Origin of the sequence: Bradyrhizobium sp. SK17, assembly GCF_002831585.1 — a bacterium.
Lineage (GTDB): Bacteria > Pseudomonadota > Alphaproteobacteria > Rhizobiales > Xanthobacteraceae > Bradyrhizobium.
Genome location: NZ_CP025113.1, coordinates 604,832 through 630,614 on the forward strand (window position 1 = coordinate 604,832; position 25,783 = coordinate 630,614).

A 25,783-nucleotide genomic window follows, 5' to 3' on the forward strand; every position below is an offset into this window, starting at 1 on the left:
GCGCCATGGTGTTTCCCTACCATGGCGGCGGCGGATTCCACGTGCGCCGGACGCAATGGGGGCCTGCGCGATTGCAGGTGACGCTTGATGAACCTCTGACCTAGCCGATCGACCAGACGAACGGCGCGCCGGCGGTGCTGTTCGGCTTCAGATGCACCGGAATGTGCCGTCCGCAGCCTGCGGCGAGCCCATCGAACAGGCCCGTCAGCACGCTGGCGCAGGCCGGATGATAATCGGCGACATCGGCCATCAGCTTCCAGCCCTGCTGGCGGATTTCGAACTGGCCTTCGGACTCGCTGATCTCGGCGACGTCATCCTGCGACTCGAACAGCGCGCGCAGGAATGCGGCAAATTCCGTGGCACGGCCACGGCAGGCGCCGAGCGCCTGCGCAACCTCGTCGTAATACTGCATGCCGATCAGCTTTCCGGTGAGATGCAGCAGATAGCTCGCATCCTCCGGGCCAAACACCTGCACGATGACGGGAGCTGCCGTCTTCACATATTCCATCGCGTAGTTGCGATAGGCCTTCTCCAACCGCTGACGCGGCCAGCTATCGACCGGCAGCGCCGGTGCGGCCTTCGCATCAAATGCCGGCGCCTCGAGGTGGCGCGCGAACACCAGCCGCTGATCGAGCTCGAGCGGATGATCGTATTCGCAGTAATAGCCCTCGAGCCCGTCCTGGCCGTCGACGCTCTGCTTGGTGCAGACGAAGCCGAGCCTGAGATCGCCGAGCGCCACGCCATTGTTGGCATGCCAGCCGCGCAGCATCGCGCGCGAGACCTCGCCGGGCACGCCGCAGATCGCGGTGCCCTTCCAGATCCAGCGCGGCGGCGGATAGCGGATCCAGGCCTTGCGGTCGGTCTCGTACATGTATTCGACATGCACGCCACCGATCCAGTTGGAGAGATAGTGATACCGCGCGGCCGCGACCGCCGGCGGCAGGCCGTCGAGGCCGAGCTTCTTCAGGCCGGGCAGGAAGCGCTCCTGCTGCTGGCGGCGAAACACGCGAAAGACGAACTCGGCGGCGTCAGCCGTGCCGCGCCGCGTCACCACGGTAAGGATCAGCCCGGTGAAGAACGCGTGATAGAGATCGGCGACGCTGCGCCACTTCTGCCATTGCACTTCTTGCTGCGCTGAATCTGTTGCGGCGCTCATGTTCACTCCCGATTTGCTGTTTGCCGGAATGTGTCATCGCCGAAGCGGCGGTGCAACCAACCCACACTCGGTGTCATCGCCCGACTCGATCGGGCGATCCAGTATTCCAGAGACGGTCGTTATCGATGGAGAGGCCGCGGCGTACTGGATTCCCCGCTTTCGCGGGGAATGACGGCGAGATCACGTTATCTCGCGACATGAAATCCGGCGCGCGGAATTACACGCGAGAATGCTTTGAGGGCTTCCGGGTCAAGGACGATCGATCCCGTCATCCTGAGGTGCGAGCCTTGCGGCGCAATTGCGCCGCTGGGCGAGCACCTCAGGATGACGGGGAGAGATCGCTACACGCGAAAATGCTTGGAGAGCTTCAGACCCTGCGCCTGGTAGTTCGAGCCGATGCGCTGGCCGTAGAGCGCATCGGGGCGCTCCAGCATGCGTTCATAGACCAGGCGGCCGACGATCTGGCCATGCTCGAGGATGAACGGCACCTCGCGCGAGCGCACTTCGAGCACGGCGCGCGCGCCCTTGCCGCCGGCGCCGGCATAGCCGAAGCCGGGATCGAAGAAGCCGGCATAGTGGACGCGGAATTCGCCGACCAAGGGATCGAACGGCACCATCTCGGCGGCGTAGTCCGGCGGCACCTGCACGGCCTCTTTCGAAGCCAGGATGTAGAACTCGCCGGGATCGAGGATCAGGCTGCCGTCGGACCGGGCCTTGATCGGCTCCCAGAAATCATCAACGGCATAGCCGCCGCGGCGATCGACATCGACCACGCCGGTGTGACGCTTGGCGCGATAGCCGACGAAGCCACCCGAGCTCTCGCCGGACAGATCGACCGACAGCGCGACGCCATGGGTGAGATCGGCATCATCGATATCGACCAGCCGCTCGGCGGCATGCAGCGCATCGAGCTCGTCGGCGGACAGCGTCGCCTCGCCGATCCGGAAGCGGACCTGGCTGAGCCGCGAGCCCTCACGCAGCAGGACGGGAAACGTCTTTGGTGAGATCTCGGCATAGAGCGGGCCGTGATAGCCGGCGCCGATCATGTCGAAGCGGCGGGTGCCGTCGGCGATCACGCGGGTGAAGACGTCGAGCCGGCCGGTCGAGCTCTTCGGGTTGGCCGCAGCGACGATCTCCCGGGGCAACGCCAGGCTCTCCAGCAGCGGGACGATGTAGACGCAATTGGTCTCCAGCACCGCGCCGTCGGACAGGTCGATCTCGTGCAGCTTCAACTGGTCGATCCGCTCGGCGACGGTGGCGTCCGGTCCCGGCAGGAAGCTGGCGCGGACGCGATAGGCGATGTCGCCGAGCCGCAGATCGAGGCTCGCCGGCTGGATCTGGCTCTCGACAAAATCATAGGCGGGCAGGATGAGGCCAGCCTCCGCCATCTCCGCGATCATGCGGTCGGGCAGGATTCCGTTGGATTCATCTTCCAGCGTGAACGACACGATGCGGTCCCTCGGCGATCCCTTGAGATGGCCCAAAATCAACCTCTGAGCGGCCATCAAGCCCCAAAATATAGGCTTTTACGGGTTATCCGATGACCGTCTTGACGGAAAGGGCGCGAGGGAATATCAGCAGCACTTATCCCGTGGTGATTTGAGCCGGCCGGCTTGCAGCCACGTTAAATAAGTCGCTAAACAGGCCGGGGACAGTGTGATCCCGGTCTGTGGAGGCAACTCCAGGCCGGTTTTTTTGTGGCCGTTTTCGCTAGGAAATGGCCACTTCGGAGGTCACATGTCTGAATCCAAGTCTTCTGAATCCAAGGATACCGCCCGCTTCCGTCCCGAAACCCGCCTGGTCCATGGCGGCACGTTGCGCTCGCAATTCGGGGAGACATCGGAAGGGCTGTTTCTCACCCAGGGCTATGTCTACGACAGCGCCGAGCAATGCGAGGCGCGCTTCAAGGGCCAGGATCCCGGCTTCATCTATTCGCGCTATTCCAACCCGACCATTGCGATGTTCGAACGCCGCATGATCGAGCTCGAGGGCGCGGAGGCCGCGCGCTCGACCGCGACCGGGATGGCCGCGGTGACCACCGCGATCCTCGCCCCGCTGAAGGCCGGCGATCACGTGGTGGCGTCGAAGGCGCTGTTCGGCTCCTGCCTCTATGTCGTGCAGGATTTGCTGCCGCGCTACGGCATCGAGACGACGCTGGTCGACGGGCTCGACCTCGACCAGTGGCAGCGCGCGTTGCGCCCGAACACCAAGACCTTCTTCCTGGAGAGCCCGACCAACCCGACGCTCGACGTGCTCGATATCGGCGCGATCGCCAGGATCGCGCATAGTGGCGGCGCCCGGCTGATCGTCGACAACGTGTTCGCGACCCCGATCTGGCAGAGCCCGCTGTCGCTCGGCGCCGACGTCGTGGTCTATTCGGCGACCAAGCATATCGACGGCCAGGGCCGCTGCCTCGGCGGCATCATCCTGTCGTCGGAAGCCTTCATCGCCGAGCACATCCACAATTTCATGCGCCAGACCGGCCCGTCGCTGTCGCCGTTCAACGCCTGGGTGCTGCTGAAGGGGCTGGAGACGCTCGGCGTCCGCGTCCGCGCCCAGACCGAGAACGCGGCGAAGATCGCCGAGGCGCTGGCGAGCCATCCGAAGGTCACCCGGCTGGTCTATCCCGGCCGCGCCGATCATCCGCAGGCCGCGACGGTGAAGAAGCAGATGGGCGCCGGCTCGACGCTGGTCGGCTTCGAGGTCAAGGACGGCAAGGCCGGCGCGTTCCGCTGCCTCAACGCGCTGAAGATCTCGCGCATCTCGAACAATCTCGGCGACGCCAAGAGCCTGGTCACGCACCCCGCCACCACGACGCATCAGCGTCTGGCGCCGGAGGCCCGTGCCGAACTCGGCATCAGCGAGGGCTTCATCCGCTTCTCGGCCGGGCTGGAGCATCCCGACGATCTGATCGAGGATTTCCAGCGCGCGCTGGAGCAGGTCTGAGGCTGATGCGAAAGACTTGTCGTGGCCGGGCTTGTCCCGGCCATCCACGTCTTGCTCGCAGCAACCGCCAAAGACGTGGATGCCCGGCACAAGGCCGGGCATGACGAAATTGTGGGCGATCGAGCGCTATTCCGTCAAGCGAGCGAACTTTACGTCGCCGCCGTCGTGACGCCGCCGTCGACCACGATGGTCTGGCCGGTCATGAAGGTGGAGGCATCGGAGGCGAGATAAGCCACCGCACCCGCGATCTCGTCGGGCTCGCCGATGCGGCGGAGCGGCGTCGACGCGGTGCGGCGCTTCAGATTGTCCGGATCCTCCCACAGCGCGCGAGCGAAGTCGGTCTTCACCAGGCCCGGCGCGACGCAATTGACCCGCACGCCCTTCGGGCCCCATTCGCCGGCGAGGCTGCGGCACAGCGCGAAGTCGGCTGCCTTGGAGATGCCGTAGGCGCCGATCACGGTCGAGCCGCGCAAGCCGCCGATCGAGGAGATGATGACGACCGAGCCCTTGCCGCGCTCGGCCATCTGCGGGATCGCCAGCGCGGAGAGCCAGATGTTGCTCTTGACGTTGGAGCCCATGATCTTGTCGAAGGCCTCGTCCGTGATGTCGAGCAGCGGGCCGTAATACGGATTCACCGCGGCGTTGCAGACCAGGATGTCGATCTTGCCGTAATGCTTGATCGTGCCGGAGACCAGCGCCTCGACCTCGTTGCGGCGCGCGATGTTGCAGGGAATGACGAGCGCGTCGCCGCCGGCCTTCTTGATGCCGTCGGCGACCTCCTGGCAAGCATCCGCCTTGCGCGACGAGACCACGACCGAGCTTGGCCAGCAGCTCGGCCGAGGAGCGGCCGATGCCGCGGCTCGAGCCGGTGATGACGGCGACCTGCCCGGTGAGATCGAACGGGGTGTTTTTCATTGTTGTTGCCTCCCCGGCTCCGTCATTCCGGGGCTCGCGAAGCGAGAACCCGGAATCCATTGGGCCGCATCATTGGTGGTGAAATGGATTCCGGGCTCGCCGCTTTGCGACGCCCCGGAATGACAGTTGAGACTTACGCCAGCAACCCGCCGCCCTCGCTGACGCGACGGAGGTGGTAGTCGGTATCACCGAGCGTGTTCTCGATCATGGTCAGCCGCTTGAAGTAATGGCCGATCTTGGCTTCCATGGTCATGCCGATGCCGCCATGCAGCTGGATCGACTGCTGGCCGACGAACTTCAGCGACTTGCCGATCTGCACCTTGGCCGCCGCGACCGCCGACGCACGCTCCTTGGCATCGCTGAAATCCGACGCCATGGTCGCGAACATCGACATGCTGCGGGCCTGCTCCAGCGCCACGAACATGTCGGCGGCGCGGTGTTGCAGGCTCTGGAACGAGCCGATCGCGACGCCGAACTGCTTGCGGGTCTTGATGTACTCGACGGTGTCCTTCAGCGACTGATCCATCGCGCCGACCGCTTCCGCGCACAGCGCAATGCGGGCTTCATCGGCGACACGCTCGATCAGCGGCAGGCCGTTCTCGGGATCGCCGATCGCAGCGTCCGCACCGACCTCGACATTGGTGAAGGTGATGTCGGCCGCATGCAGGCCGTCCTGGGTCGGATAGCCCTTCTTGGTGACGCCCTTGGCATCGGCCGGGACCAGGAACACGCCGATGCCGCTCTTGTCGCGCTGGCCGCCCTTGGTGCGCGCGGTCACGATCAGCGTGTCGGCGTTCTCGCCGTTGAGCACGACGAACTTCTCGCCGTCGATCACCCAACCGTCGCCCTTCTTCTTGGCCGTGGTCACGACGTCGAACAGATCGTAGCGCGAGTTCTTCTCGAGCTGGGCGAAGCCGAAGGTCTTGCTGCCGTCGATGATGCCCGGGATGTACTTGGCCTTCTGCTCGGCCGAGCCGCCATGGCGCAGGAAGCCGCCGGCGACCACCACGGTCGCGAGATATGGCTCGACCACCAGCGCCTTGCCGAGCGCTTCCATCACGATCATGGTCTCGACCGCGCCGGCGCCGAAGCCGCCGTCGGTCTCGGCGAAGGGCAGACCAAGCAGGCCCTGCTCGGCAAGCTTGCCCCAGAGCGCTTTGCTCCAGCCGCCCTTCTCCTTCATGTACTTTTTGCGCGCATCGAAGTCGTAGGCATCCGCCAGCAAGCCGTCGACGCTTTCCTTGAGAAGCCGCTGCTCCTCGGACAGATCAAAATCCATTTTACCATCTCTCCAAAATCACGAGGGCGCTTGCCCTGATCTCCACTCGTCGTCCCCGCGAAAGCGGGGATCCAGTACTCGGCGGCGTTCATTGCGAATGACGACCGCCGCGGCGTACTGGGTCCCCCGCACAAGGCGGGGGACGACAGCTGAATGTGTGGCCTACAGCCCCAGCACGGCCTTGCTGATGATGTTGCGCTGGATCTCGTTGGAGCCGCCGTAGATCGAGACCTTGCGGTTGTTGAAGTAGCTCGGCGCGATCTGCGCGGTCCAATCCATGCTCTCGTTGGAGCCGGCATCGCCGTGCTCGTCATAGGGCGCGGCGAACGGGCCGATGATCTCCATCAGGAGCTCGGTCGTGGTCTGCTGGATTTCCGAGCCCTTGATCTTGAGCACCGAGGAGGCCGGGTTGGGCTTGCCCTTGCCGTGCTTGCCCTCGTCGGCGACGACGCGGAGCTGGGTGAGCTCGAGCGCCTTCAGCTCGATCTCGCAAGCCGTGAGCTTCTCGCGGAACGCCGGATCCTCGATGACCGGTCGGCCGCCGGACTCGACCTTGGAGGCCAGCGCGCGAATGCGGCGGAGCCGTTCCTTCGAGACGCCGACCCGGGCGATGCCGGTGCGCTCATTGCCGAGCAGGAACTTGGCGTAATCCCAGCCCTTGTTCTCCTCGCCGATCAGGTTCTCGTAGGGCACCTCGACGTCGTCGAAGAACACCTCGTTGACCTCGTGGCCGCCGTCGATGGTCTGGATCGGACGCACGGTGACGCCCTTCGACTTCATGCTGAACACGATGAACGAGATGCCCATCTGCTTCTTCGCGTTCTTGTCGGTGCGGCAGAGACAGAAGATCATGTCGGCGTGCTGGGCCAGCGTGGTCCAGGTCTTCTGGCCGTTGATGATCCACTTGTCGCCCTTGCGCTCGGCCGTGGTCTTCAGCGAAGCGAGGTCCGAACCCGAGCCCGGCTCCGAGAAGCCCTGGCACCACCAGTCGTCGACATTGGCGATGCGCGGCAGGTATTCCTTCTTCTGCTTCTCGTTGCCGAAGGTGTAGATGACCGGGCCGACCATGCTGACGCCGAAGGCCAGCGGCTGCGGCGCCGGATAGGATTGCAGCTCCTCGTTGAAGATGTAGTGCTGCACGGTGGTCCAGCCGGTGCCGCCATGTTCCTTCGGCCAATGGGTGACGCCCCAGCCCTTCTTGTTGAGGATGCGCCACCAGGTGACCATCTCGTCCTTCGACAGATGACGGCCCTCCTGCAGTTTGCGCCGTGTCTCCGGCGGCACGTTGTTCTTGAAGAACTCCCGCACCTCCTCGCGAAACGCTATCTCTTCCTTGGTGAAAGCGAGATCCATCGGATCCTCCTTTGAGCGAAATCTAACGCCTTGTTTCGTTGTCGTCCTGGCGAAAGCCAGGACCCATTACCACCGGCCTTCGTTGTCTTGCGAAGGCGACTACCGTCTGTGCCCCTCACCCCGGCCTCGGGGTATGGATCCTGGCTTTCGCCAGGACGACGGTGGATTACTGCAACACCTCGAACAACCCGGCCGCGCCCATGCCGCCACCGACGCACATGGTGACGACGGCATACTTGGCCTTGCGGCGGCGGCCTTCGATCAACGCGTGGCCGGTGAGCCGCGCACCCGACATACCATAGGGATGGCCGACCGAGATCGCGCCGCCATTGACGTTGATCTTCTCAGGATCGATGCCGAGCTTGTCGCGGCAGTACAGCACCTGCACCGCGAACGCCTCGTTGAGCTCCCAGAGGTCGATGTCGTCGACCGTGAGGCCATGGCGCTTCAACAGCCGCGGCACCGCGAACACCGGGCCGATGCCCATCTCGTCCGGCTCGCAGCCGGCGGAGACGAAGCCGCGGAAGATGCCGAGCGGCTTGAGCCCGCGCTTGGCGGCTTCCTTGTCGCTCATGATCACCGAGGCGCTGGCACCGTCCGACAGCTGGCTGGCATTGCCGGCGGTGATGCTGAAACCCTCGCCGCGCACCGCCTTGAGGCTGGCGAGCCCTTCGGCCGTGGTCTCGGGCCGCGGACCTTCGTCCTGCGACAGCGTCACTTCCTTCATCGTGACGGCACCGCTCGCCTTGTCGGTCACCGCCATCATGGTGGTGATCGGCGCGAGCTCGTCCTTGAACTTGCCGCCCTGCTGCGCGGCCGCGGTGCGGCGCTGGCTCTCCAGGCCGTATTCGTCCTGCCTCTCGCGCGAGATGTTGTAGCGCTTGGCGACGATCTCCGCGGTGTCGATCATCGGCATGTAGACCTCGCCCTTGATCTTGAGCAGCGCCGGATCCTGGGCATGGAAGCCATTCATCTTGTCGTTCTGCACCAGCGAGATCGACTCGCCGCCGCCGCCGACCGCGATCTCGACGCCGTCGAAGATCACCGAACGCGCGGCGAGCGCGATCGCCTGCAAGCCGGAAGCGCACTGACGATCGATGGTGGTGCCGGCGACCGTCACCGGCAGGCCGGCGCGCAGCAGCGCCTTGCGCGCGATGTTGCCGCCGGTCGCGCCCTGCTGCATCGCCGCGCCCATCACGACGTCCTCGATCTCCTTCGGATCGACCTTGGCGCGCGCCACCGCCTCGCCGATCGCGTGACCGAGCAAGGTCGCGCCTTCGGTGGCGTTGAGCGCGCCGCGATAGGCCTTGCCGATCGGCGTGCGGGCGGTGGAGACGATAACGGCGTCGGTCATGAACGGGATCCTGTAGTCTGTTGTTGGGTGGATGGAGATGATTTGGGCTGTTGCTGGCGCAGTTCGTGACGCGACAGCTTGCCAACCGGGGTACGCGGCAGCTCGTCGACGAACTCGACCGCCGCCGGCAGTTCGTGTTTGCCAAGCTTGCCGGTGAGGAAGGCGCGCAGCTCGTCGTTCGAGAACGGCTGCTGGCCGTCGCGCAGCTTGATGAAGGCCTTCGCCGCCTCGCCGCGGTAATCGTCGGGAATGCCGATCACGATCACCTCCTGCACGGCGGGATGGGTGTAGATCGCCTGCTCGATCATCTGCGGATAGACGTTGAAGCCGCCGGAGATGATCATGTCCTTCTTGCGGTCGACCAGGTAGAAATAGCCGTCGGCATCCACGTAGCCGATGTCGCCGGTCAGGAAGCGGTCGCCGACGAAGGCCTCGGCGGTCTCCGCCGGCCTGTTCCAGTAGCCCTTGGTGACGTTCGGGCCGCGGATGCGGATTTCGCCGACCTCGCCGACCGGCATCACCCTGGTGGAATCCTCCAGCGACACCACGTCCATCTCGATGCCGGGCAGCATCAGCCCGATCGAGCCCGGCTTCTCCGGTCCGTCCTTCGGGTGGCCGGTGCCGGGCGAGCAGGTCTCGGTCATGCCCCAGCCGCTCTTCAGCTTCATGCCGACGCGGCGCTCGAAGATCTTGGCGACCTCCACCGGCAGCGGCGCGCCGCCGGAGCCGGCGACCACCAGCGAAGACAGATCGCGCTTGTCGAGATCGGGCAGCGAGGCGATCGCGATCCACATCGTCGGCACGCCCGGAAACACCGTCGCGCGCTTGACCTCGATGTCGCGCATCACGGCTTCGACATCGAAGCGCTGATGCAGCGAGATCAGATGGCCGCGCCGGATCACCGACAGCAGCACGACGGTCAGCGCGTAGATGTGAAACAGCGGCAGCACGCAGATCACGCGCTCGATCGCGTTGCGTTCGAGCCGCCCGGGCTTGCCCCAGACGTCGTAGATCGACACCGCCGCGGTGAGATTGCCGTGGCTGAGCATCGCGCCCTTGGGCAGGCCGGTGGTGCCGCCGGTATATTGCAGCAGCGCGACGTCCTCGACATCGACGGCCGGCCATTGCGACGGCTTGGTCACGCCCTCGATGAACTGCCGGTGCGTGATGATCCTGGGATTGTCGGGCAACGCGGTCTGCGGCGTGCCGACCTTGCCCCAATTGTCGTCCTCGCAAACGATCAGACGGTCGAGCAGACCCTTGTCGAGAAACTTCAGCGCGGTCGGCAGCAGCGCCGAGAGATTGCTGGTGACCAGCACGCGCGCGCCGGAATCGGACAGCTTGTGCGACAGCGCGATCTCGCCGTCGAGCGGCGACAAATGCACGACGCGGGCGCCGGCCTTCAGCGCGCCGAAGAAATTGATTGGATGGTCAGGCGAATTGCCGAGGAACAGCGCAACCGACATGCCCTTGCCGTAGCCGGCCCGCATGAAGGCGGCGGCAGCGGTCTCGACCAGGGCTTCCAGCTCGCCGTAGCTGATCGGCCGGTCGCGGAATTCGAGCACCGGGCGGGTGCCGAATTCTGCGGCCGCGGTCGCGAGCAGATCCGGCAGCGTGCCGCGCGTGATCTCGTCGCTCCACTTCACGCCGGGTGGATAATATTGTTCGCCGGGATAGGTCATGAAAGGTCTTGCATCCGTGAGGTGACCCCGCTGCGCGGGCTCCCCTCCCCTTGCGGGGAGGGGTTGGGGGAAGGGGTACCACTCGGGCAGTCCCGATGCGGCCATCCCTCTCCCTCACCCTCCCCCACAAGGGGGGAGGGAACCCTACCAGCGAGTCCGTGGCCAGGAAGCCAATCACGCCGCCTTCGACGCCGCGGCGAGCGAGGCGAAGGTCTTGCCTTCGTCGGCGAGCTTCCGGAGCAACGGCGCCGGCTCCAGCGAGGGATCGTTGGTCTCCTTGGCATAGAAGGCCAGGCGATCGGCGATGTGCTTGAGGCCGACGCTGTCGGCCCAGAACATCGGGCCGCCGCGATAGATCGGCCAGCCATAGCCATAGAGCCAGACCACGTCGATGTCGGACGGACGCGCCGCGATGCCCTCGGCGAGGATCTTCGCGCCCTCGTTGATCATCGGGTACATCATGCGCTCGAGGATCTCGTCGTCGCTGACGACGCGCTTCTTGCGGCCGAGGCGCGCCAGCGTCTCGTCGATCAGCTTCTCGACCTCCGGATCGGGCAACGCCGCGCGCGAGCCCTGCTCATACTTGTAGTAGCCCTTGCCGGTCTTCTGGCCGAAGCGGCCGGCTTCGCACAGCGCGTCCGCGATCTCCGACTTGATGCCGCGGTCCTTGCGCGAGCGCCAGCCGATATCGAGGCCGGCGAGATCGCCCATCGCGAACGGGCCCATCGGCATGCCGAACTTGGTGACGACGGCGTCGACCTGCTGCGGCAGCGCGCCTTCGAACAACAGCTTCTCGGCCTGCTTGCCGCGCTGCGCCAGCATGCGGTTGCCGACGAAGCCGTCGCAGACGCCGACCACGGCCGGCACTTTTGCAATTTTGCGGGCGATCGACACCGCAGTCACCAGCGCATCGGGCGCGGTCTTGTCGGCGCGCACGATCTCGCACAGCTTCATGACGTTGGCCGGCGAGAAGAAGTGCATGCCGAGCACGTCCTGCGGACGCTTGGTCGACTGCGCGATCTCGTCGATGTTGAGATAGGAGGTGTTGGAGGCCAGCACCGCGCCCGGCTTGGCGTACTGGTCGAGCTTGCCGAACACTTCCTTCTTGACTGCCATAGTCTCGAACACGGCCTCGATCACCAGATCGGCGTCGCCGACGTTCTCGATCCCGACGACGCCGTTGATCAGCCCCATGCGCTTGGCGGGCGCGTCCGCCGGGATGCCGCCGCGCGCGGCGGTCGCCTCGTAGTTCTTCTGCATGATTCCCATGCCGCGCTTGAGCTGCTCCTCGCCGGTCTCGATCAGCGTGACCGGAATGCCGGCATTGGCGAACGACATCGCGATGCCGCCGCCCATGGTGCCGGCGCCGAGGATGGCGACGCGCGCGACGTTGCGGCCCTTGGTGCCTTCGGGAACGCCGGCGACCTTGGCCGCCTCGCGCTCGGCGAAGAAGGCGTAGCGCTGCGCCTTCGACTGATCGCCATTCATCAGCTTGAGGAAGCCTTCGCGCTCCTTCTTCAGGCCCTCGTCGAACGGCAGGTCGATCGCGGCGCCGACGGCGTCGGCAGCGGCGAACGGCGCTTCGAGGCCGCGCGACTTCTTGGTCAGCGCGGCGACCGCATTGGTGAAGATCGAACGATCGGCCTTCGCCGCCGCGAGCTTGGAGTCATCATCGCGCAGCTTGCGCAGCGGACGCTTCTCGGCGACCACCTTGCGCGCGAACGCCACGCCGCCCGACGCCGGACCTTCGACGATCTCCTCGATCAGGCCGGCCTTGAGCGCTGCATCGGCGCCGATCGGATCACCGCCGACGATCATCTTGACCGCGAGCTCCGGGCCGACCGCGCGCGGCAGGCGCTGGGTGCCGCCGGCGCCCGGCAGCAGGCCGAGCTTCACCTCGGGCAGGCCGAGCTTGGCGTCCTTGGTGGCGACGCGATAGTGGCAGGCCAGCGCAACCTCGAGGCCGCCGCCGAGCGCCGTGCCGTGGATCGCGGCAACGATCGGCTTCGGCGAGCTTTCCATCAGGCTCAGCACTTCGGCGAGACCGGGCGGCTTCGGCGGCTTGCCGAATTCGGTGATGTCGGCGCCGGCGATGAAGGTACGGCCGGCGCAGGTCAGCACGATGCCCTGCACCTGCGCGTCATCGATCGCGCTCTTCATGCACTCGAAGATGCCGCCGCGCACCGCGGCGCTGAGCGCATTCACGGGCGGGCTGTTAACCGTGACGACGGCAATATTGTCATGACGTTCGAGCTTGACGACTTCACTCACCGGGACTCTCCCTGGATGCTTGTTCTTGAACTTGTGTTGAGTAGCTGCACGACCTGCGTCGAACCGCCGCGATTAGACCAATTTCGCACTGCGAAATTTAATTCCACATCTTGACACGGAGGGTTATTTTGAAGCACGAGCCTTGTCAACGAGCATGACAAGGGTAGGACAAAGGATCGGCAATGAAGCGCGCCGGCAAGAAAGTAGCGACCGATCGCAATTTCGTCGTCGCGCTTTCCCGCGGACTGGACGTTCTGCGCGCATTTCAACCCAATGACGGCCTGCTCGGCAATCAGGAGATTGCAGCCCGCACCAAGTTACCGAAGCCGACCATTTCCCGACTGACATACACACTGACCAAGTTGGGATACCTTACACCTGTACCGAAATTCGAGAAGTACCAGCTCGCGCCGTCGGCGATGGCGCTCGGCTACGCCGCGCTCGCCAATCTCGGCGTTCGGCATTTGTCCGAGCCGTATCGAGAAGAAGTGATGCGCGCGACCGGCGGCGCCGTCGCGGTCGGCGGCCGCGACCGCCACAGCATGATCTATTTCGGGCAGAGCCGGAACGGCCTGGCGCTCGGCGTGCAACTCGACGTCGGCTCGCGGGTGCCGATCGCAACCACAGCGATGGGACGTGCCTATATTTGGGCATTGCCACCCGACGATCGTGCGGCATTATTGCGCGAGCTGCGGGATCACTATGGCAGCCGCTGGGCCAAGATGCGTGACGGCATCGAGCGTTCCGGCGAGACGGTTGCGAAGCATGGCTTCACGATGTCCACCGGCGATTGGCAGAACGACGTCGCCGCGGTCGGTGTTGCGTTGAGACTGAATGATGGGACCGGTCCCTATGCCTTCAATTGCGGCGCGCCGGCATTCCGCTTCACGGAAGACCGATTGCTCAACGACATTGGACCTCGTCTTGTGGCGATGGTAAGAAACATCGAGCAGGCGCTCGGTGGGATAGCGCCGCAATCCAAAAAAGAACAAAGCAAAAAGACCAGAGTAGGAGGGAAAGTTGCACGTTTGGCCGAGGGGATCAGATAGCCTCCATCACGTCCGGCGAAGTCCATCGCAGGGCCGCTCGCACCGCTCGAAGACGGCGGGCGAGACGAGATGACGCAGGCACAGCTCGCGCAGGGGAACGATCCCCTGCTCGCGGTTCGCGACGTCAGCGTCGTGTTCGGCGGCATCATCGCATTGAACGGCGTGTCGTTCGACATGCGCCGTGGACAGATCCTCGGCTTGATCGGCCCGAACGGCGCCGGCAAGACCACGCTGTTCAATTGCCTGTCGCGGCTCTATCAGCCGTCGTCCGGCGACATCCTGATGGAAGGCAAGAGCATCCTGACACGGCCGCCGCACCGGATCGCCGAGATCGGCATCGGCCGCACCTTCCAGAACGTCGCATTGTTTCCCAATCTTTCCGTGATCGACAACGTCCGCGTCGGCGCGCATGCGCGCACCTCGAGCGACATCGTCAGCGACTCGCTGCGCCTCGCCTGGGTTCGCCGCGGCGAGAACGACATGAACAAGAAGGTGCACGACATCCTCGGCTATCTCGATCTCGAGGACGTCGCCCACACCGTGGTTTCGGGACTTCCGTTCGGCACCCAGAAGCGCGTCGAGCTGGCGCGCGCTTTGGCCGCAGATCCGAAGATCCTGCTGCTCGACGAGCCGGCCGGCGGCCTCAATCACGAGGAAGTCTATGTGCTCGGCGACCTGATCCGCAAAATCCGCGATGACCGTAAAATTACGGTGTTGCTGGTCGAGCATCACATGGGTCTCGTGATGTCGATCGCAGACCACGTCGTCGCGCTCAATTTCGGCCGCAAGCTCGCCGAAGGCACGCCGGCCCAGGTCCAGGCCGACCCCGACGTCATCAAGGCCTATCTGGGGAGCAAGGACCAATGACCACGATGCTCAACGTCAAGGACCTGCGCGCCTATTACGGCCAGGTCCAGGCCCTGCACGGCCTCACCTTTTCGCTCAACGAAGGCTCGCTGACCACGCTGCTTGGCGCCAACGGCGCCGGCAAGACCACCACGCTGCGGGCGATCTGCAACATGGTGCGCTCGACCGGCGCGATCGAGTTCGACGGCAAGCCGATCGGAACCCGTTCCACCGAGAACGTGGTCCGCCTCGGCATCGCCCATGTGCCGCAGGGCCGCGGCACCTTCACCAACATGACGGTGGAGGAAAATCTGCAACTCGGCGCCATCAGCCGCTCCGACAAGGGCGCGATCGGCACCGACATCGAGCGGATGTACGAGCACTTCCCGGTGCTCAAGCAGCGCTACACCCAGCAGGCCGGCACGCTGTCCGGCGGCGAGCAGCAGATGCTCGCGGTGGCGCGCGCGCTGATGCTGCGGCCGCGCCTGATGCTGCTCGACGAACCGTCGTTCGGCCTCGCACCACTGATCGTGCGCGACCTGTTCCGGATTCTCGGCAAGATCAATCGCGAAGAGAAGGTGACCATCCTGGTGGTCGAGCAGAATGCGCAGCTCGCGCTCGAGCTCGCCGACCAGGCCTATGTGATCGAAACCGGACGGATCGTGATGTCGGGCAATGCCAAGGACATCGCGAACAATGAAGACGTCCGCAAATCCTATCTCGGCTACTGAGGAGCTGGCACAATGGAGCTTTTTGCCAACCAGGTCCTGGCCGGCATCGCCACCGGCGCGATCTATGCATGCATGGCGCTCGCGGTGGTCATGATCTACCAGGCCATCGACCATCTGAATTTCGCCCAGGGCGAAATGGCGATGTTCTCGACCTTCGTGTCCTGGCAGCTGATGCAATGGGGCGTGCCATATTGGGGCGCCTTTGTGCTCACGGTCGCCTTTTCGTTCGCAGCCGGCATCGTCATCGAGCGGCTGCTGTTCAAGCCGCTGGCGAAGGCGCCGATCCTGACCAACGTCGCCGGGTTCATCGCGCTCTATGCGATCATCAACTCGGTCGCCGGCCTGATCTGGGACTTCACCATCAAGCAATATCCGACGCCGTTCGGCTCCTCGCCGTTCCTCGGCAGCCAGCTGATCTCGACCCACCAGGCCGGCATGATCGGCATCACGCTGCTGATGCTGCTCCTGCTGTTCTTCTTCTTCCGCTTCACCCGGGTCGGTCTTGCGATGCGGGCGGCGGCTTCGCTGCCGGAATCGGCCCGCCTGGTCGGCATCAACACCTCGTGGATGATCGCGCTCGGTTGGGGCATGGCGTCCGCGATCGGCTCGATCGCCGGCATGATGATCGCACCGGTGGTGTTCCTCGAGCCGAACATGATGCTCGGCGTGCTGATCTACGGATTTGCCGCGGCCGTGCTCGGCGGCCTGAGCTCGCCGTTCGGCGCCGTGATGGGCGGCTTCCTGGTCGGCATCTTCGAGAACCTGGTCGGCACCTACATCCCCGGCGTCGGCAATGAGCTGAAACTTCCGATCGCGCTTGCGCTGATCATCGTCGTCCTGGTCGTGAAACCGGCAGGCCTGTTCGGCCGCGCCATCGTCAAGCGAGTTTGATCATGAGCGCCGCTGAAGAAATCGTCACAGAAGCCCCGGCCATCGAGGCCGTGCCAAAGCGCGCGATGACCCTGGGTTACGGCACCTCGCTCGTGGTGCTGGCCGCGCTGATCATCATCCCGCTGTTCGTGAAGAACTTCATCATCTTCCAGATGACGATGCTTCTGATCTACGCGCTCGCGGTGATGGCCCTCAACATCCTGACCGGCGGCAGCGGTCAGTTCTCGCTCGGTCAGAGCGCGTTCTATGCCGTCGGCGCCTATACGTCGGCGATCCTGATGGAGCATGCGGGCATGAACTATGCCCTCACGCTGCCAATCGCCGGCATCGTCTGCTTCGGCTTCGGCTTCCTGTTCGGCCAGCCGGCGCTGCGGCTTTCCGGCGTCTATCTGGCGCTCGCGACCTTTGCGCTTGCCACCGCGATGCCGCAGCTGCTCAAGCTCGGCTATTTCGAGCACTGGACCGGCGGCGTGCAAGGCCTCGTCGTCACCAAGCCGGATGCCCCGTTCGGCCTGCCGATGTCGCAGGACATGTGGCTCTACTACTTCACCCTGGTGGTCTCGATCGCAATCTATGTCGCCTCGGTGAACCTGCTGCGCTCGCGCTCCGGCCGCGCCTTCATGGCGATCCGCGACAACGAGATCGCGGCCTCCGCGATGGGTGTCGACGTCGCGCTGTACAAGACGCTGGCGTTCGGCGTCTCGGCCGGCATCACCGGCGTCGCCGGCGGTCTCGGCGCCATCGCGGTGCAGTTCGTGGCACCCGACGGCTACACCATCCAGCTCGCGATCTCGCTGTTCCTCGGTATGGTGGTCGGCGGCGTCGGCTGGCTGCCGGGCTCGATCGTAGGTTCCGCCTTCATCATCTTCGTGCCCAACATCGCGGAAGGCATTTCCAAGGGCCTCTCCGGCGCTGTGTTCGGCGTGCTGCTGTTCCTCGTCATCTTCCTCGTGCCGCACGGCGCCAGGCAGGTTGCGATCGTTGCCCAGCAGCTGGCCGCGAAGCTCAAGAAAAACTGAAGCATGATCCGGAAAACCGCGACGCGGTTTTCCGGACGGGATCATGCTCACCAAAAGCCTATAGAACCAAACCAGGAGACATTATGCTTTCTACCGTTCGGATCGCCGCGATTTCCGCGGCGATCGTTGCCGCGACGTCCACTGCCGCATTCGCCCAGAAGAAATACGACACCGGCGCGACCGATACCGAGATCAAGGTCGGCAACATCATTCCCTATAGCGGCCCCGCCTCCGCCTATGGCGTGATCGGCAAGACCGAAGAAGCCTACTTCAAGATGATCAACGACCAGGGCGGCATCAACGGCCGCAAGGTCAACTTCATCACCTATGACGATGCCTACTCGCCGCCGAAGGCGGTCGAACAGGTGCGCAAGCTGGTCGAGAGCGACGAGGTGCTGCTGGTGTTCAACCCGCTCGGCACGCCGTCGAACACCGCGATCCAGAAATACCTGAACTCCAAGAAGATCCCGCAGCTGTTCGTCGCCACCGGCGCCACCAAGTGGAACGATCCGAAGAACTTCCCGTGGACCATGGGCTGGCAGCCGAGCTACCAGAGCGAAGCCCAGATCTACGCCAAATGGCTGATGAAGGAGAAGCCCGACGCCAAGGTCGCGATCCTCTATCAGAACGACGATTTCGGCAAAGACTACCTCAAGGGCACCAAGGACGGCTTCGGCGCCAAGGCGGCCACCAGCATCATCATGGAGGAGAGCTACGAGATATCCGAGCCATCAATCGACAGCCACATCGTCAAGATCAAGGCCGCCAATCCGGACGTGCTGCTGATCTACACCACGCCGAAGTTCGGCGCCCAGACCATCAAGAAGACCGCCGAGCTCGGCTGGAAGCCGTTGCAGATCATCACCAACGTGTCGGCCTCGGTCGGCAGCGTGATGCAACCGGCCGGCTTCGACAACGCCCAGGGCGTGCTGTCGGCGGCCTACGCCAAGGACGGCGCCGATCCGCAGTGGGCCAACGATCCCGGCATGAAGAAATGGTCGGCCTTCCTCGACAAGTACATGCCCGGCGCCGACCGCACCGACGGCGGCTATGTCTACGGCTATGGCGCCGCGCAGACGCTCGCCAAGGTGCTCGAGATGTGCGGCGACGATCTGACCCGCGCCAATGTGATGAAGCAGGCCGCCAGCCTGAAGGACTTCACGCCCGACACGCTGCTGCCCGGCGTCAAGATCAACACCTCGGCCACCGACTTCGCCCCGATCGCCCAGTTGCAGATGCAGCGCTTCAAGGGTCAGAAATGGGAACTGTTCGGCGACATCATTTCCGGCGACGTGCCTTCCGAGTAACATTGCACTGCGGAAACAAAATCAACCGGCCTCCGCGACTTCAGTCGCGGGGGCTTTTTGTTGACGCCCGGTGCCGATGGTATTGAATACGCTCCAACAAAGACTCCAGGTGGGGAAACCATGACTGCCGTACGTCCGTCCCTGACGGCGCTCTTGTCCGCATTTGCCCTGATCATGACGTGTTGCGACGGCGCACTGGCCCAGAAGGCCTATGACCCCGGCGTCAGCGACACCGAGATCAAGATCGGCAACACCATGCCGTACTCGGGACCTGCTTCGGCCTTTGGCGTGATCGGCAAGGCCGAAGCGGCCTATTTCAGGATGATCAACGATGCCGGCGGCATCCACGGCCGCAAGATCAAATTCATCTCCTATGACGATGGCTACTCACCGGCCAAGACGGTGGAGCAGACGCGCAAGCTGGTCGAGGACGACCAGGTCCTGCTGGTGTTCGGCTCGGTCGGCACCGGAAGCAACGCGGCGGTCCGGAAATACATGAACGAGAAGCAGGTGCCCCAGTTGTTCATCGCATCCGGCGCCTCCAAGTGGAACGACCCGAAGAACTATCCATGGACCATGGGTTGGCAGCCGTCCTACCAGGACGAGGCGAGGGTCTACGCAAAATACATCATGAAGCACAAGGCCGACGCCAAGGTCGGCGTGCTCTACCAGAATGACGATTTCGGCAAGGACTACATCAAGGGCCTGAAGGACGCGTTCGGCGACAAGGCGTCGATGATCGTGGCCGAGGAGGCCTACGATACGTCGGAGCCGACCATCGACAGCCACATCGTCAAGCTGAAAGCCGCCGGCGCCGACACTTTCATCAGCATCACGTCGCCGAAATTCGCGGCGCAGGCGATCAAGAAGGCCGCCGAGATCGCGTGGACGCCGTTGCAGATCGTCACCAACGTCTCGGCCTCGGTCGGCGGCGTGATGCAGCCCGCCGGCTTCGAAAATTCGCAGGGCATCCTGTCGGCGTCCTATCTCAAGGACGGCGCCGATCCGCAGTGGGACAAGGATCCCAGCATGGAGAAATTCCTTACCTTCCTTAAGAAGGACTATCCCGACGCCAACAAGCTCGACGGCGCCAACGCCTACGGCTATGCCGCCGCGCAAACCCTGGTGAAGGTGCTCGAGATGTGCGGCGACGATCTCACCCGCGCCAATGTCATGAAGCAGGCCGCGAGCCTGAAGGACTTTGTCCCGGACACACTGCTGCCCGGCATCAGCATCAACACCTCGCCCACCGACTTCGCACCGATCAAGCAACTGCGCTTGATGCGCTTCAAGGGCGAGAAGTGGGAGCTGTTCGGCGACATCATTTCGAGCAATCTCAGCAACTGATCGTCGCGGATCGTCGTCAGATCCGCACGCTCAACTCAACAGCGTCGCGCGAAACAACCGCAATCTGTGCGGATGTCTCGCACCGATCCCGTGAGCGCGACTAAAGACGCAGCCTCCGTGGCACCGCCGCGGGGCTTTTCGTTGAGACGTCCCGGGTAAGATGATAGTTTGCACGGATAACAATGAGCCCTCGAAACAGGGGGGCCGCGACACATCATCTGCTATCAGGGAGAGAAACCGCATGTCTGCAACACGACATCTGGCGGCATTTGCCGTTGCGCTCGCGCTCGTCTCCGCATCCTGCAGCACAGCGCTGGCCCAGAAGAAATACGACACCGGCGCGAGCGATACCGAGATCAAGATCGGCAATATCATGCCCTACAGCGGCCCTGCGTCCGCCTATGGCGTGATCGGCAAGACCGAGGAGGCCTATTTCCGCAAGATCAACGCCGAAGGCGGCATCAATGGCCGCAAGATCACCTTCATCAGCTATGACGACGCCTACACGCCGCCGAAAACCGTCGAGCAGGCGCGCAAGCTGGTCGAAAGCGACGAGGTGCTGCTGATCTTCAATCCGCTCGGCACGCCGCCGAACTCGGCGATCCAGAAATACATGAACACCAAGAAGGTGCCGCAGCTGTTCGTCGCCACCGGCGCCACCAAATGGAACGATCCGAAGGAGTTTCCCTGGACCATGGGCTGGCAGCCCAACTACCAGAGCGAGACCCAGATCTACGCCAAGTACATCCTGAAGAACCATCCGAACGCCAAGATCGCCGTGCTCTACCAGAACGACGATTACGGCAAGGACTACCTGAAGGGCTTCAAGGACGGGCTCGGTGCCAAGGCGGCGTCGCTGATCGTCGCGGAAGACACCTACGAGGTCACCGAGCCGACCATCGACTCGCATATCGTGACATTGAAGGCTTCGGGCGCCGACGTCTTCATGAACATCACCACGCCGAAATTCGCCGCGCAGGCAATCAAGAAGAACGCCGAGCTCGGCTGGAAGCCGCTGCACTTCCTCAACAACGTCTCGGCCTCGATCGGCAGCGTGATTGCGCCCGCCGGCAAGGAGAACGCCCAGGGCATCATCTCCTCGGCCTATCTGAAGGATCCGACCGATCCGCAGTGGACGACCGATCCCGCGATGATCGCCTGGAACAAGTTCCTCGACCAATACTATCCGGACGCCAACCGCGCCGATGCCTCGGTGATGTATGCCTACACCGTGGCGCAGGGACTGGTGCATGTGCTGAAGGCCTGCGGCGATAATCTGACGCGCGCCAACATCATGAAGCAGGCGGCGAGCATCCAGAACCTAGAGCTCGGCGGCCTGTTGCCCGGCATCAAGGTCAACACCTCGGCGACCGATTTCGCCCCGCTCTCGCAATTGCAGCTGGAGCGCTTCAAGGGCGAGACCTGGGAGCGCTTTGGCGACATCCTGAGCAGCGACGTCGGCGGTTGATGCGGTTACGAGCAAGTCCGATCGACCAACAGCGCGGCCCCTGCGGCAATGTCGCAAGAGCCCGTCGTTGAGGCGGTCGGGACAGAATGATATTGCTAGCGAACAACAACAGAGCCTTCGAAACAGGGGGCCACGACACATCAGTCTGACAACAGGGAGAGAGACGTTAATGTCCGCACCTCGACATCTGGCGGTCCTTGCGGCCGCGCTTGCGCTCGCCGCAGCTTCAAGCGGTTCGGCGCTTGCCCAGAAGAAATACGACACCGGCGCCAGCGACACCGAGATCAAGATCGGCAACATCATGCCTTACAGCGGACCCGCATCCGCTTACGGCATCATCGGCCGCACCGAGGCCGCCTATTTCAAGAAGATCAACGACGCCGGCGGCATCAACGGCCGCAAAATCAACTTCATCTCCTACGACGACGCCTACTCGCCGCCGAAGGCCGTGGAGCAGGCCCGCAAGCTGGTCGAGAGCGACGAGGTGCTGCTGATCTTCAACTCGCTCGGGACGCCGTCGAACTCGGCGATCCAGAAATACATGAACTCCAAGAAGGTGCCGCAGCTGTTCGTCGCCACCGGCGCCACCAAGTGGAACGATCCGAAGGAGTTTCCGTGGACCATGGGCTGGCAGCCCAACTACCAGAGCGAGACCCAGATCTACGCAAAATACATCTTGAAGAACATGCCGAACGCCAAGATCGCCGTGCTCTACCAGAACGACGATTACGGCAAGGACTATCTCAAGGGTCTGAAGGATGGTCTCGGCCAGAAGGCCGCCAGCATGATCGTCGCCGAGGACAGTTTCGAGACCTCGGAGCCGAGCATCGACAATCACATCGTCAAGCTCAAAGCCAGCAACGCTGACGTCTTCGTCGACATCGCAACGCCGAAATTCGCCGCCCAGGCGATCAAGAAGGTCGCCGAGCTCGGCTGGAAGCCGACCCACTTCCTCAACAACGTGTCGGCATCGGTCGGCAGCGTGATCAAGCCGGCAGGCTACGACAACGCGCAGGGCATCATCTCCGCCGCCTACCTGAAGGACGCCTCCGACAAGCAATGGGACAATGATCCCGGCATGAAGGAATTCTACGCCTTCATGGCCAAGGACTTCCCGGAAGGCGACAAGCTCGACGGCGGCACCGTGACCGGCTACGGCGTGGCGCAGACCCTGGTCCAGGTGCTGAAGCAGTGCGGCGACAACCTCACGCGCGAGAACATCATGAAGCAGGCGGCGAACTTGCAGGACTTCCGCACCGAGGTGCTGCTGCCCGGCATCAAGATCAACACCGCGCCGAACGATTTCGCGCCGATCAGCCAGTTGCAGCTGATGAAGTTCAAGGGCGAGAAATGGGAACTGTTCGGTGACGTCATCAGCGCCGACGTCGGCGGCTGATTTTCCATCAACGGACGAAACTGAATGGCCTCCTGCGATACCGTCGCAGGAGGCTTTTTCATTAGCCATTGCGCCGGCTCCCGGGGCGATGCCGCTTACACTTTGCCCGGCAATGCGCTAGGAAAACCGGCAATCATCCGAAACGAAACCGACGCCCTGGCGCGGGAACAACAAGGAGTTTTCGGGACATGACGATGCCGATCCGACACCGTATCGCAACCGCCCTGCTCGGCCTCACCGTCGCTGTCGCGACCGGGCATGCCGCATGGGCGCAGAAGAAGTACGACACCGGCGCCAGCGATACCGAGATCAAGATCGGCAACATCGTCCCCTATAGCGGCCCGGCGTCGGCCTATGGCGTGGTCGGCAAGGCCATGGGCGCGGTGTTCAAGAAGGTCAACGACGACGGCGGCATCAACGGCCGCAAGATCAATTTCATTTCCTACGACGACGCCTATTCGCCGCCAAAGGCGGTGGAGCAGGCGCGCAAGCTGGTCGAGAGCGACGAGGTGCTGTTCCTGTTCGGCACGCTCGGCACCGCCTCCAACACCGCGATCCAGAAGTATCTCAACGCCAAGAAGGTGCCGCAGCTGTTCGTCGCCACCGGCGCCACCAAGTGGAACGACCCGAAGGCCTTCCCGTGGACCATGGGCTGGCTGCCGAGCTACCAGAGCGAGTCGCGGATCTACGCGAAGTATCTGCTCAAGGAGAAGCCCACGGCCAAGGTCGCGGTGCTCTACCAGAACGACGACATGGGCAAGGACTATCTCAAGGGCCTGGAAGACGGCTTCGCCGGCAATCCGGCTGGAATCGTCGCCAAGGAGAGCTACGAGGTCGCCGAACCCACCATCGATTCCCATGTGGTGCGGCTGAAATCCGCCAATCCCGACGTCATCATCTTCTTCACCACGCCGAAATTCGGCGCCCAGGCGATCAAGAAGCTCGGCGAGATGAACTGGAAGCCGGTGACGATCGTCTCCAACGTCTCGGCCTCCACCGCGACGGTGATGCGTCCGGCCGGGCTCGACAATGCGCAGGGCGTGATCTCGGCGGCCTACGCCAAGGACGCCAGCGATCCGCAGTGGAAGGACGATTCCGGCATGAAGGCGTTCGACGATCTGCTCGCCAAATATTTGCCCGACACCAACCGCGCCGATGCTTCGGCGATGACCGGCTACAACATGGCGACCACCATGGTCGAGGTGCTGCGCCGCTGCGGCGACGATCTCACCCGCGCCAACGTCATGAAGCAGGCGGCGAGCCTGAAGCAGTTCGCGCAAGGCGGCCTGCTGCCGGGCGTGACGCTCACCACCGGCCCTGCCGACTTCCAGCCGATCGAGCAGTTGCAGCTGATGCAGTTCAAGGGCGAGCGCTGGCAGTTGTTCGGCGACGTCATCAGCGGCGAGATCGCCGGCAACTGATCCGTCATACGGAGGCCCAGCCATGACCGACCGTCGTCCCTTCCTGCGTTCGATCTTCGATGCCGCGGTGGCGGCTGCGCATCCCGACGTCGTGCTCGCGGCGCGGCTGCGGCCGGTGCCGAAGGGACGGGTGATCTGCCTCGCCGCCGGCAAGGGCGCCGGCGCGATGGCGGCGGCGGCGGAACGGCACTATCTCGATACGCTCGGCCTCGAGCCACAGCGGCTGGTCGGCATCGCCACCACCCGCCACGGCCACGGCGTGCCGACCCGCCGCATCCAGGTGGTCGAGGCCGGCCACCCGGTGCCCGACGAGGCCGGCCTGCGCGCCGCCGACGATACGTTGCGGCTGGCGGCGGAAGCGACGCCCGACGACCTGCTGCTGGTGCTCTTGACCGGGGGGGGCTCGGCGAACTGGATCGCGCCGGTCGAGGGCGTCAGCTTTGCCCAGAAGCAACAGGTCAACCGCGCGCTGCTGCGCTCCGGTGCGCCGATCGGCGAAATGAACATCGTCCGCAAGCATCTGTCGCGGATCAAGGGCGGACGGCTGGCGCGCGCCGGCCAGCACGCCGCCGAGATCGTCACCCTGGCGATCTCGGACGTGCCGCATGACGATCCCTCGGCGATCGCCTCGGGCCCGACGGTGCCGGATCCGACCACGCTGGCGGATGCCCGCGCGCTGGTCGCCAAGTACAATCTCTCGGTCGATGACGCGGTGCGCCGCGCGCTCGACGATCCCAGCAATGAGAGCTGCAAGCCCGGCGATCCCGCCTTTGCGCGCGCCACGTTCGAGCTGCTGGCAAAGCCGAAGGCCTCGATCGACGCCGCGGTGAAGGTCGCGCAGGACGCCGGCTACGAGACCATCGCGCTCGGCGCCGATCTCGAAGGCGAAGCCCGCGAGGTTGCGGCCGAGCATGCGCGGTTGGCGCTGAAGGCGCGCAGCGAAGGCAAGCGCGTCGCGATCGTCTCCGGCGGCGAGCTCACGGTGACGGTGCGCGGCAACGGCCGCGGCGGACCCAACCAGGAATATGCGCTGGCGCTCGCCGGCCTGCTCAAGGATACGCCCGACATCGCGGCGCTCGCCGCCGACACCGATGGCGCCGATGGCGGTGCCGGCAGCGCGACCGACCCCGCCGGCGCCATGATCGACCAGGCGACCTTCGCCAAGATGAAATCGATCGGCCTCGATCCGAAGGCCTATCTCGAGAACAACGACGCCACCGGCTTCTTCGCGCAGACCGGCGACCTGCTGCTGACCGGCCCGACGCTGACCAATGTGAATGATGTCAGGGTGATTTTGGTGGATTGAGGCGCCTTGTCATTCCGGGGCAGCCCGCAGGGCTGAGCCCGGAATC

Annotated in this window: 19 protein-coding genes, 1 pseudogene and 1 riboswitch; of the genes and pseudogenes, 12 read left to right on the forward strand and 8 right to left on the reverse strand. The window is 64.2% G+C overall.

Going from position 1 to position 25,783, the window contains the following annotated elements:
* Positions 1-100: 100 nt before the first annotated feature.
* Entirely contained in the window at positions 101-1,156 is a 1,056-nt protein-coding gene (locus CWS35_RS02840; protein ID WP_100950661.1) for a hypothetical protein, read from the reverse strand.
* A 341-nt stretch (positions 1,157-1,497) separates the two neighbouring features.
* Positions 1,498-2,604 carry a 2'-deoxycytidine 5'-triphosphate deaminase gene (locus CWS35_RS02845; protein ID WP_024581740.1) on the reverse strand — a complete coding sequence of 369 codons (1,107 nt, stop codon included), beginning with the start codon at positions 2,602-2,604 and terminating at the stop codon, positions 1,498-1,500.
* A gap of 133 nt (positions 2,605-2,737) precedes the next feature.
* Positions 2,738-2,817: riboswitch (SAM riboswitch) on the forward strand.
* A 76-nt stretch (positions 2,818-2,893) separates the two neighbouring features.
* Between CWS35_RS02845 and CWS35_RS02850 the strand changes: the two genes are divergently transcribed.
* A complete protein-coding gene (locus CWS35_RS02850) occupies positions 2,894-4,102 on the forward strand; it encodes an O-succinylhomoserine sulfhydrylase (protein WP_024581739.1) in 1,209 nt (402 codons plus the stop codon).
* Between the two features lie 149 nt (positions 4,103-4,251).
* Here the strand turns inward: CWS35_RS02850 and CWS35_RS02855 are convergent.
* The 6 genes and pseudogenes from CWS35_RS02855 to CWS35_RS02880 form a co-directional block, all read right to left on the reverse strand.
* Positions 4,252-5,017, reverse strand: a pseudogene (locus tag CWS35_RS02855) (SDR family NAD(P)-dependent oxidoreductase).
* Positions 5,018-5,150: 133 nt separating this feature from the next.
* Positions 5,151-6,296, reverse strand: coding sequence for a pimeloyl-CoA dehydrogenase small subunit (gene pimD, locus CWS35_RS02860; RefSeq protein ID WP_024581737.1), 1,146 nt, complete (start codon positions 6,294-6,296; stop codon positions 5,151-5,153).
* 162 nt (positions 6,297-6,458) lie between these two features.
* Positions 6,459-7,649, reverse strand: a complete 1,191-nt coding sequence (gene pimC / locus CWS35_RS02865) for a pimeloyl-CoA dehydrogenase large subunit (RefSeq protein ID WP_024581736.1) — start codon at positions 7,647-7,649, stop codon at positions 6,459-6,461.
* 166 nt (positions 7,650-7,815) lie between these two features.
* Positions 7,816-9,003 carry an acetyl-CoA C-acyltransferase gene (locus tag CWS35_RS02870; protein WP_100950663.1) on the reverse strand — a complete coding sequence of 396 codons (1,188 nt, stop codon included), beginning with the start codon at positions 9,001-9,003 and terminating at the stop codon, positions 7,816-7,818.
* Entirely contained in the window at positions 9,000-10,685 is a 1,686-nt protein-coding gene (pimA, locus tag CWS35_RS02875) for a dicarboxylate--CoA ligase PimA (RefSeq protein WP_100950665.1), read from the reverse strand. Before pimA ends, CWS35_RS02870 begins: the two co-directional genes overlap by 4 nt.
* A gap of 174 nt (positions 10,686-10,859) precedes the next feature.
* Positions 10,860-12,956 carry a 3-hydroxyacyl-CoA dehydrogenase NAD-binding domain-containing protein gene (locus tag CWS35_RS02880; protein WP_024581733.1) on the reverse strand — a complete coding sequence of 699 codons (2,097 nt, stop codon included), beginning with the start codon at positions 12,954-12,956 and terminating at the stop codon, positions 10,860-10,862.
* Positions 12,957-13,138: 182 nt separating this feature from the next.
* On the opposite strand from CWS35_RS02880, the gene CWS35_RS02885 reads away from it, so the two are divergent.
* The 11 genes from CWS35_RS02885 to CWS35_RS02935 all read left to right on the forward strand — a co-directional run bounded on the left by CWS35_RS02885 (position 13,139) and on the right by CWS35_RS02935 (position 25,737).
* Positions 13,139-14,005: an IclR family transcriptional regulator gene (locus CWS35_RS02885; protein ID WP_024581732.1), complete on the forward strand. Its 867-nt coding sequence runs from the start codon at positions 13,139-13,141 to the stop codon at positions 14,003-14,005.
* Positions 14,006-14,074: 69 nt separating this feature from the next.
* A complete protein-coding gene (locus CWS35_RS02890) occupies positions 14,075-14,872 on the forward strand; it encodes an ABC transporter ATP-binding protein (protein ID WP_024581731.1) in 798 nt (265 codons plus the stop codon).
* Positions 14,869-15,582 carry an ABC transporter ATP-binding protein gene (locus CWS35_RS02895; RefSeq protein ID WP_024581730.1) on the forward strand — a complete coding sequence of 238 codons (714 nt, stop codon included), beginning with the start codon at positions 14,869-14,871 and terminating at the stop codon, positions 15,580-15,582. The genes CWS35_RS02890 and CWS35_RS02895 overlap by 4 nt, the downstream gene beginning before the upstream one ends.
* Positions 15,583-15,594: 12 nt before the next feature.
* On the forward strand, positions 15,595-16,473 hold the full coding sequence (locus CWS35_RS02900; RefSeq protein WP_024581729.1) for a branched-chain amino acid ABC transporter permease: 879 nt from the start codon (positions 15,595-15,597) through the stop codon (positions 16,471-16,473).
* Positions 16,474-16,475: 2 nt separating this feature from the next.
* Positions 16,476-17,492, forward strand: a complete 1,017-nt coding sequence (locus CWS35_RS02905; protein WP_024581728.1) for a branched-chain amino acid ABC transporter permease — start codon at positions 16,476-16,478, stop codon at positions 17,490-17,492.
* 83 nt (positions 17,493-17,575) lie between these two features.
* Positions 17,576-18,799 carry an ABC transporter substrate-binding protein gene (locus CWS35_RS02910; protein ID WP_100950668.1) on the forward strand — a complete coding sequence of 408 codons (1,224 nt, stop codon included), beginning with the start codon at positions 17,576-17,578 and terminating at the stop codon, positions 18,797-18,799.
* Positions 18,800-18,919: 120 nt separating this feature from the next.
* Positions 18,920-20,146 (forward strand): ABC transporter substrate-binding protein, encoded by a 1,227-nt coding sequence (locus CWS35_RS02915; protein WP_100950670.1) that lies wholly within the window; start codon positions 18,920-18,922, stop codon positions 20,144-20,146.
* Positions 20,147-20,387: 241 nt separating this feature from the next.
* Positions 20,388-21,614, forward strand: coding sequence for an ABC transporter substrate-binding protein (locus tag CWS35_RS02920; protein WP_100950672.1), 1,227 nt, complete (start codon positions 20,388-20,390; stop codon positions 21,612-21,614).
* Positions 21,615-21,783: 169 nt separating this feature from the next.
* Entirely contained in the window at positions 21,784-23,010 is a 1,227-nt protein-coding gene (locus tag CWS35_RS02925) for an ABC transporter substrate-binding protein (RefSeq protein ID WP_024581724.1), read from the forward strand.
* A gap of 188 nt (positions 23,011-23,198) precedes the next feature.
* Positions 23,199-24,431, forward strand: a complete 1,233-nt coding sequence (locus CWS35_RS02930) for an ABC transporter substrate-binding protein (RefSeq protein ID WP_100950674.1) — start codon at positions 23,199-23,201, stop codon at positions 24,429-24,431.
* 22 nt (positions 24,432-24,453) lie between these two features.
* Positions 24,454-25,737, forward strand: coding sequence for a glycerate kinase (locus CWS35_RS02935; RefSeq protein WP_100950676.1), 1,284 nt, complete (start codon positions 24,454-24,456; stop codon positions 25,735-25,737).
* The last annotated feature ends 46 nt before the right edge of the window (positions 25,738-25,783 follow it).